This is a genomic window from Nostoc sp. UCD121 (assembly GCF_014222285.1).
Classification (GTDB): domain Bacteria; phylum Cyanobacteriota; class Cyanobacteriia; order Cyanobacteriales; family Nostocaceae; genus Nostoc.
Map to the genome: position 1 here is coordinate 1 of NZ_JACKZS010000294.1, position 7,218 is coordinate 7,218.

Below are 7,218 nucleotides of genomic sequence, written 5' to 3' on the forward strand. Positions count from 1 at the left end.
AACCTCTTGAAAAAAATTAGGCAGTTTTTGAGTTGATTCTTGATTTTGTAAGAGTTCTAATTGAAGGATATCAATGATTTTATCAACATTACGTTGACCATCAATTAACTGAACTAAACGATAATAAAGAGTATCTTGCAAACAAACTGATTCTCTTTCAGAGATGAAAAATACAGTATCAGGTTCCAAGGTTTCAATTAAATAAGCAGGATTTAAACAAGGGTAATTAAGCATATTTGTCAATATCTATAGTAAAAAGCAATTACAAATTATATCGTTATATTTACAAGCGTTTAAGACAATCTTTTATTTTCTCGTAAAAATGTACAGTTCATAATCTTTTGAGTTAAAATTATTGATTTTTAGATTCTGTTTTCCAACACACTTGTTCCTGTTCTTTTGCCTTTTTTTAAGATATCGTTTAAATCCGTCAAATAGGCATCATTAATCATATTATCATTCCACTGATTCTGGAAATATTTTTGATACAATTTACAACTCACTGTTGCTTTATTTCCTACTAAATAGATTAAGCCAATACTATTGAGCTTGTAAGCAATAATTGGCTCTAAAAAAATGGCTTCAGTTGCTTGACAAACCATGTGAAAAGCTTTTGCTAATTCTGGTTGTTTTTCCAAAGTTAGCCAATGACGCTGTAAATAATGGGCATAAATCCCTGTCTGAGTTGCCGCAGTTGCTAATAATTCCTCAAAGGATATTTGTTCTTGACTAATGTAATAAAGTGCCAAATGAATTAAAGCAGGATGTCCCCCAACTAATTCCATAAGTTGTTTAATTTCTTCATTATCTTGAATATTTAATTGGTATTTTTTTGCTAAATCTTTTACCTGCTCTTGACTAAAATTATGTAACTCAATAGGTAATCCAATATTAAAAGGAGATTGTTCTAATTGAAGTGGAACATAAATTTCAGTAGAATGAACCACTATTAAACGAAACTTTTGCCAAATAGAGTTTCTTTTGGCTTCTTCATAACAAGAACGTAATAAAGGTAAAAAATTTTCAGCAGTTTCAGTATGTTCAAATACCTGATTAATTTCATCTAAAGCTAGAACAAGGGGACTTTCAATTTCTGCTAAAAGATACTCTTCAAAATAAATTGTCCAACTCATTTTACTACCAATATCTTGATCCCAGTATTCATCTAAATTGGGTTTTAACCCTAATTTTCGAGCGCAGTTAATACATAACCAACGCAAAAATCTATCAATATCTTCTAAAATACTTTTGTCAGCTTTTTGTAAATTTAAACTAACTGTTTTATAGCCTATTTTTTTTTCACAATCATCTAAAACTCTCAATAATAAAGAGGTTTTTCCCATATTTTGAGAAGCTTTTATTCGTACCAACGCTCCTGGTTTAGTAATTTCTTCGATAATTTGTTGTTCAACAGAAGGTTGTTTCAAGTAAAAAGGAGAGTCAAGAGGCACTGCCCCACAGGGATAAGCAGGTGAAGTAGAGGGGTGAAGATTAGGAGATGAGTTCTCTAACCATTCCTTTGGTTCATTGGTTTGAGATGAGGTTTGTGGATTCCGCGATGAACTCTCTAAACCTGGCCTGTGAGTTATAGCCTGAGTTTGTGGCGTAAGATATGATTGTAATATGGCTTGACAGTTTTTCTTAGTTACTCGTCTTCCTGTGATCTGGGAAAGTCTTCGATACAACTCTGGGGCAACTACATTGGCAAAATAGCTAGAACTGTAGCCTTCTTGTTGGGCAATTTCATGATAAGTCTGGTTTTGCAAGATACCTTGTAAAATTAACAGTTCAGTGGTGTTGAGACAACGATTTTCTAGGTTGAGCAGTTGCTTATTGAGAATATCTTGGATCTGATCTAAGTTCATATAGTTGATAACAATCAAGTTAGTTTAACCAATACCCTTGCCAAAAAAGAGTATAGAAAGGTAGGTTGTCGTAGTAGTTTAGATAGTGTCTATATAAAGCTACAAATGCACAGAACGGGATTCCAGACTGATATTAGCAGTCTCAGTAGATTTACGATAGAGCTTGCTTAAGTAAAATTAAGCTTCTTCACAAAATACTCGTTTTTTGCCCTATTGAGCCTTGAATTAAACGCTTAAAGCCAATTTATCGTTTGAATTGACTTGTTGATTAGTCACAGTCTCATCACCAAAACATCCTCGTTATGGGGAGTCGGGAGTGATTGAGGCTTTGGCTCCGAATCATTGGCAGCAGATTGTTACCTTTGCTGATGGTGAGAGGCTGCTCATCAACAACACCGATTTAGATACCCCCAGCGTTCCCTTTCCCAGAGAGCAGACTTATCCACCAGAATATACTGAAGCAATTGCCCAAATCAAAGAGCAACACCAGCAAGAGTTAGAGCGACTTTCCCAGGAATTGAGGATTGGTTTACAAGCAGAAGCAACTGGCAAAGCCGAAGCTCAAGTACAAGAACAAATCCAATCTCTGCAACAACTATTCAAGGAACAGAAAGAGCAGAATATCCAGTTACAGCAACGCCTAGATGAGATGGAATCGCTACGGCAGTTGGAGACTGAGAATCAACAGCTTAGGCAGCGCATTCAGGAATTGGAACACGCTGTAGAACAACGCCCTTCTCAAGAATGGGGAAATACTATGACCCAGCAAGCGACCAAAGCGTTGAACAAGCAAGTTAAACAGGCGTTAGAGAAAACTATTGATTTGCGATCGCTGGCACAAGAACCACCCAAAGAAAATGCCCAGGAATGCTTACGGTTAATGGGTATGGCTTTGAAGAATCTCGCTAGCGCAATGAACAACACCCAAGCTTTGGAAGCTGCGGCGATAATTCTGGGGAGTGAACCTACACCAGCTGCGATCGCATATCGAGCCGAGCAATTGGAAATGCTGCCCCAGGCAGTTAGTGACATTCGGCGGGTGCTTTCACAGCCTGGGTGTACTTGGCAAGAGTTTTGGGCAGTGGCGCAAGAATATGAGGTGATTAAACAGGACTACTGGGGGGAATTAACAACCCAAGAGACTGATTTAATTACTGCACTCCAGAACACATCTTCTCAACCGGACACTATTGGCATCGGCTCTATTGTTGCCCATGCTGATCCATATCGCACTTTGTATGTCGAGAGGGGTGAAGTGATTCAGGATTTGGGAGATGAGGTGATAGTGGCTTGGGATTGTTGGAAGGAGCAATCGAAAAAGACTGATAGGTATTTCCGAGACGAATTGCGATTCTGGCAACCTCAATAGGCTTTCAGTGTAAAGAGTAAATTTTTAGACAACCAAATACAAGTACCAAGCCCCGCATCACAGTAGGGGAAATTTCCATGCGTCAACATAACAGGAGATTATAAAATGACTGCAAGTATCACAAGACCTAAGCCCAAAAAGACTGCTGATAAAGCACAATCACCGTATAAGCGGCTTCATGTGATTATTCCCATAGAAGATTTGTTGTGGGCATCGCAACAAAAGCCATCAGTTACGCAATTGTGGCAAGAATCCTGGACGGCTGACCCCTATGGTTCTCGGTGGATGCCTTTGACTTCTGCTTTGGGGTACAGTACTTTTATCTCTGTAAAGAAAATTCTATCTGAAAGCGGGTTGTTTATTTTCAAGCCCGACAAGTCGATTCAGGATAGCCGAGAAACCGTTACCTGGATGGTGAAGAATTTACATGGTAGTCGGATGAAGGAATTTTGGGAGAAAGCTAATTCTGAAAAACAAGAATCAAATTCTGAAAAACGAGAATCAAATGCTGGGGATTCAGAGATAGATGCTGCCCCTGAAGAAATAGATGCTTTGTACAAAGCATCTATTTTGGGTCAAAGTCAGCCAGAGCAAGGGTTTCAAAAACCCTCACGAACTGTTCAGGAACACCTCACAAACTCTACAAAAGAGTTTGTGAGGTGTAACTCTGACACGCAACCCGTTATTTCGCACTGTGAAGAGACGGCGATCGCTCCCTTGGGGGTCGCGTCGCCTCATTTTGTCGGGGGCGTGTCAGAGAATGATATTGACTTGCCTGTGGCAATAGACTGTACGACGCTGGCGCTTGTGGATGATGCGCCTAGTCAACCTGCTTTGTTCCCAGCTGAAAGCCAAGATTGTGAAGTTGAGCCGAGAGACTGTCATGAAGGTGCTTGTTCCGCCGCGTCGCCTGCCCAAATTGAAAAATCTTCAACTTCAGCGATCGCAGATCAGAAAATAGAACCGAGTTGCTCCTCTGCTGAGTTGATGACTGAAAATTCAGTTTCGGGTGAAGGAGTCAAAGCGGATCACGAGGGCAAAGGTTCTGCCGCGCCCGTGCTAAATCCCGAAAAATGGTCGCATGAGGCAATTGTAGCGAGGTCAAATTTGCGACCGGAGCGTATGCAGAAATTCAAAGTTGCAGCGAATTCGGGGCAGAATCCAGGATTGGGCTTCTTGCAAGAGTGTTGGAATGATCCGGCTTTGCAAATCGTGATCAAGAAGTTGCTGGCGAAGTTTCCGCAGTGGGGGGTTGCGATCGTGGATGGGGTGTTGGTTGATTGGGAGAGGTAACATCTCAGTTCATTTGGAATAAAACTCAACGATCTGCTTGAGTCGGCTTTTGTTGTTCTTGTGCGATCGCCTCCGGCGGGCGCTAGTGCCATCGCAGTTTTGGCTAAATGCAGAGATTGGGCTTACAGTCAGGTGGTTCTGGGACAAAGTTGGCAAAAACAATGAGTCCTTAAAATTCCTTTAAGGTTTCCTGTAAGGTTTTTTAACCTCTTGTCAGTAGTGTAAGAGTTATAGTATTCCAACTTACCTTGTCAACTACGAGCTTGTGTATAGGTAATTTTGGCAGTTTTTACGAGAAATCTTGTCAACTCTGCTTTTAACAAAGGTATTGAACCCTCAAATAAAATCTAAAGTTACCATGAACAAACAATCGTTTAACTACAAATACCCAATTATTCCTCTATTAGGTGCAATAATAGTCACCAACGGATTTTTCTCCAAAGTATCGGCGCAAAATATTTCTGCTCCAGAGACTACTGATTCTGTTGCAGTCAGTGTCAAAAATCAAGAGTTTCCACAGTGGGGATATTACATGGTGCGAAGAGATTTTCGCAAATGTGCTTCTCCAATATGCGGTGGATATTTTATAAAGCAAGTCAACGCATCACAACTCCTTGCTTCTCCACAGATAATCTGGTTCTAAACAAGCCTTATATTTCTCAAGTTTCGTCAATCGATTTGAGCCAAACGGGTGCAACACAAAAACAACTTGACGCAGCAGCAAGTGAAATTTTTGGTCAAGGTTTGATTGCTGTAGGTACAACAAAGGTAGTTGAAAACGTAGATCCAACCAAGAGAGATACTCAGTTTGTCGCTACACAGTTTTATCTGAGAGTGGAACAGAACTAAAGGTTGCCCCCGTAAAGTAGTGGTCTGGCAACCCAACTTTGCGTGGTGGCAGGTTGGGGAGGGAGAAATTTTCTCCCCCTGCTCGACCTATACCGCTCTCATTGGGTTGGTGAACTACTAGCCAAATGCGTGCTATATCTTTACCAACGCGATAATTTACAGAAACAGAGAAACTGTATAAACCAATGTTCAAGGGGAGATTAGAAGCCTTTAGCGATGGTGTAATCGCTATCATCATCACCATCATGGTGTTGGAATTGAAAGTGCCTCATGGGGGCGATATAGGCGCACTCCGTCCATTATTGCCAATATTCTTGAGCTATATCTTAAGTTTCGTCAACGTTGGAATCTACTGGAACAACCACCATCACCTGCTACAGGTAGCCAAGCAAGTGAACGGGCGAACTCTCTGGGCGAATTTGCATTTGTTGTTTTGGTTATCCCTCATTCCCTTTGCTACTGCTTGGATGGGCGAAAACCACTTTACGGCTTTGCCTGTTGCTTTTTATGGTGTGGTTCTGTTGATGGCGGCGATCGCATACTTTATTCTGAGTCGTACCTTAATTTCTCATCACGGTAGAGATTCAATGCTGGCCAAGGCTGTTGGTCGAGACTTTAAGGGCAAAATATCAGTGTTGATTTATGCGGCGGCAATTCCCCTTGCTTTTGTAAAACCGTGGTTTGGCTGTGCATTGTATGTTTTAGTCGCAATTATGTGGCTTATCCCTGATCGCCGGATTGAAAGGACGCTTAAACCTTAGAGAGAAAAAAATACTACCAAACCAGTTTAAGGTTTGATAGTATTTTTAATCAAATATTCCGCCAGAAATTCTTACTGATAGATTTCAAACTAACTGTTTGTATTTCAATATGAAGCACTTCAGTTTTCTGCCCAACAGCGACAGCTTGAGGTGGTAGCAATGAATTTAACAATAGTTTTTCCCTTCAAAAATATGATAGTTGTAGCGATCACCCTAGTACAGCACGGCGTAAATAAACAGACCATATTGGTGGGAGAATAAATAATCAGGTTAAAACCCGTTTGGGGGCGTATCAAGGACTGAGGATGTGGCTAGATTAACTCCTAAAATATTAAATTTAAGCGATGGTGAGCGTGATCAAGTCCAACAGTTGATTAACAGACACAACACGCCACAACAGATAGTGCTACGAGCCAGAATAATTCTCATGGCATCTGAGGGTCAAAACCATCGACAAATAGCCCGAAAATTAGATATTAATAGGCAGATGGCTCGTTTATGGCGAAACCGATGGTTAAAAACCGAGGATCAAGAATTATCGGTTTTTCAAAGATTGCAAGATCAAGAGCGTGTTGGTACACCAGTAAAATTTAGTATGGAACAAGTAGTCGAGTTGTTTGCATTGGCGTGTTCTCCACCTGAAGATTACGGACGGTCAATAAGTCATTGGACAGCGAGAGAACTAGCGAACGAAATTATGAAACAAGGTATTATTGAAAGCATATCTGTTCGCCATGTTGGAAGATTACTAGAAGAAGCAGAACTTAAACCCCACCAGAGTCGCTACTGGTTAACCCCCCCCTGTGGACGAAGAATTTGATGCCAAAGTGGAAGATATAACTGGTTTATATATCAGCGCCATTGAGCGTCATATAAAGGGGGAGCGCACAATATCCATTGATGAAATGACAGGTATTCAAGCCACTGAACGCTTAGAAAAAGACTTACCAATGCGACCTGACTTTTCACGGGATGTGGAAAAGAAAGAATGGTTCGCGATAGAGTATCGCGAACCAATTCCTATTCTTTATTATATTTGGAAGTTTCTTCGACTAAATCTTTTAAACCCTGTCTGAGAGCC

8 protein-coding genes and 2 pseudogenes are annotated in these 7,218 nt (G+C 40.6%); 7 read left to right on the top strand and 3 right to left on the bottom strand.

The window, feature by feature from the left end; genetic code table 11:
- Window positions 1-234 (bottom strand): annotated as a pseudogene (locus tag GNF10_RS33645) (adenylate cyclase); the annotation flags it as partial.
- 128 nt (window positions 235-362) lie between these two features.
- Complete coding sequence (locus GNF10_RS33650; protein ID WP_185592954.1) at window positions 363-1,865, bottom strand: AAA-like domain-containing protein; 1,503 nt, start codon at window positions 1,863-1,865, stop codon at window positions 363-365.
- 271 nt (window positions 1,866-2,136) lie between these two features.
- Between GNF10_RS33650 and GNF10_RS33655 the strand changes: the two are divergent.
- Both GNF10_RS33655 and GNF10_RS33660 read left to right on the top strand, forming a co-directional pair.
- Window positions 2,137-3,234 (top strand): annotated as a pseudogene (locus tag GNF10_RS33655) (hypothetical protein); the annotation flags it as partial.
- 105 nt (window positions 3,235-3,339) lie between these two features.
- Window positions 3,340-4,527 (top strand): hypothetical protein, encoded by a 1,188-nt coding sequence (locus GNF10_RS33660; protein ID WP_185585507.1) that lies wholly within the window; start codon window positions 3,340-3,342, stop codon window positions 4,525-4,527.
- Between the two features lie 9 nt (window positions 4,528-4,536).
- Here GNF10_RS33660 and GNF10_RS33665 read toward each other — a convergent pair whose 3' ends face one another.
- Window positions 4,537-4,683: a hypothetical protein gene (locus tag GNF10_RS33665; protein WP_185592952.1), complete on the bottom strand. Its 147-nt coding sequence runs from the start codon at window positions 4,681-4,683 to the stop codon at window positions 4,537-4,539.
- A gap of 202 nt (window positions 4,684-4,885) precedes the next feature.
- Between GNF10_RS33665 and GNF10_RS39090 the strand changes: the two genes are divergently transcribed.
- The 5 genes from GNF10_RS39090 to GNF10_RS39100 all read left to right on the top strand — a co-directional run bounded on the left by GNF10_RS39090 (window position 4,886) and on the right by GNF10_RS39100 (window position 7,213).
- A complete protein-coding gene (locus GNF10_RS39090; protein ID WP_260446366.1) occupies window positions 4,886-5,170 on the top strand; it encodes a DUF6748 domain-containing protein in 285 nt (94 codons plus the stop codon).
- On the top strand, window positions 5,098-5,376 hold the full coding sequence (locus GNF10_RS39385; RefSeq protein WP_311774256.1) for a DUF6748 domain-containing protein: 279 nt from the start codon (window positions 5,098-5,100) through the stop codon (window positions 5,374-5,376). Before GNF10_RS39090 ends, GNF10_RS39385 begins: the two co-directional genes overlap by 73 nt.
- Before the next feature lie 185 nt (window positions 5,377-5,561).
- Entirely contained in the window at window positions 5,562-6,137 is a 576-nt protein-coding gene (locus GNF10_RS33675) for a TMEM175 family protein (RefSeq protein ID WP_179075722.1), read from the top strand.
- 307 nt (window positions 6,138-6,444) lie between these two features.
- Complete coding sequence (locus GNF10_RS33680) at window positions 6,445-6,957, top strand: helix-turn-helix domain-containing protein (protein ID WP_185586930.1); 513 nt, start codon at window positions 6,445-6,447, stop codon at window positions 6,955-6,957.
- Window positions 6,941-7,213, top strand: a complete 273-nt coding sequence (locus tag GNF10_RS39100) for a hypothetical protein (RefSeq protein WP_260446224.1) — start codon at window positions 6,941-6,943, stop codon at window positions 7,211-7,213. Before GNF10_RS33680 ends, GNF10_RS39100 begins: the two co-directional genes overlap by 17 nt.
- Window positions 7,214-7,218: the final 5 nt, after the last annotated feature.

Bases quoted from the DNA above. Each gene is read 5' to 3' on its own strand.
- GNF10_RS33650 (WP_185592954.1), bottom strand. From the start codon at position 1,865: ATGAACTTAGATCAGATCCAAGATATTCTCAATAAGCAACTGCTCAAC.
- GNF10_RS33660 (WP_185585507.1), top strand. From the start codon at position 3,340: ATGACTGCAAGTATCACAAGACCTAAGCCCAAAAAGACTGCTGATAAA.
- GNF10_RS39090 (WP_260446366.1), top strand. From the start codon at position 4,886: ATGAACAAACAATCGTTTAACTACAAATACCCAATTATTCCTCTATTA.
- GNF10_RS33675 (WP_179075722.1), top strand. From the start codon at position 5,562: ATGTTCAAGGGGAGATTAGAAGCCTTTAGCGATGGTGTAATCGCTATC.
- GNF10_RS39385 (WP_311774256.1), top strand. From the start codon at position 5,098: ATGCGGTGGATATTTTATAAAGCAAGTCAACGCATCACAACTCCTTGC.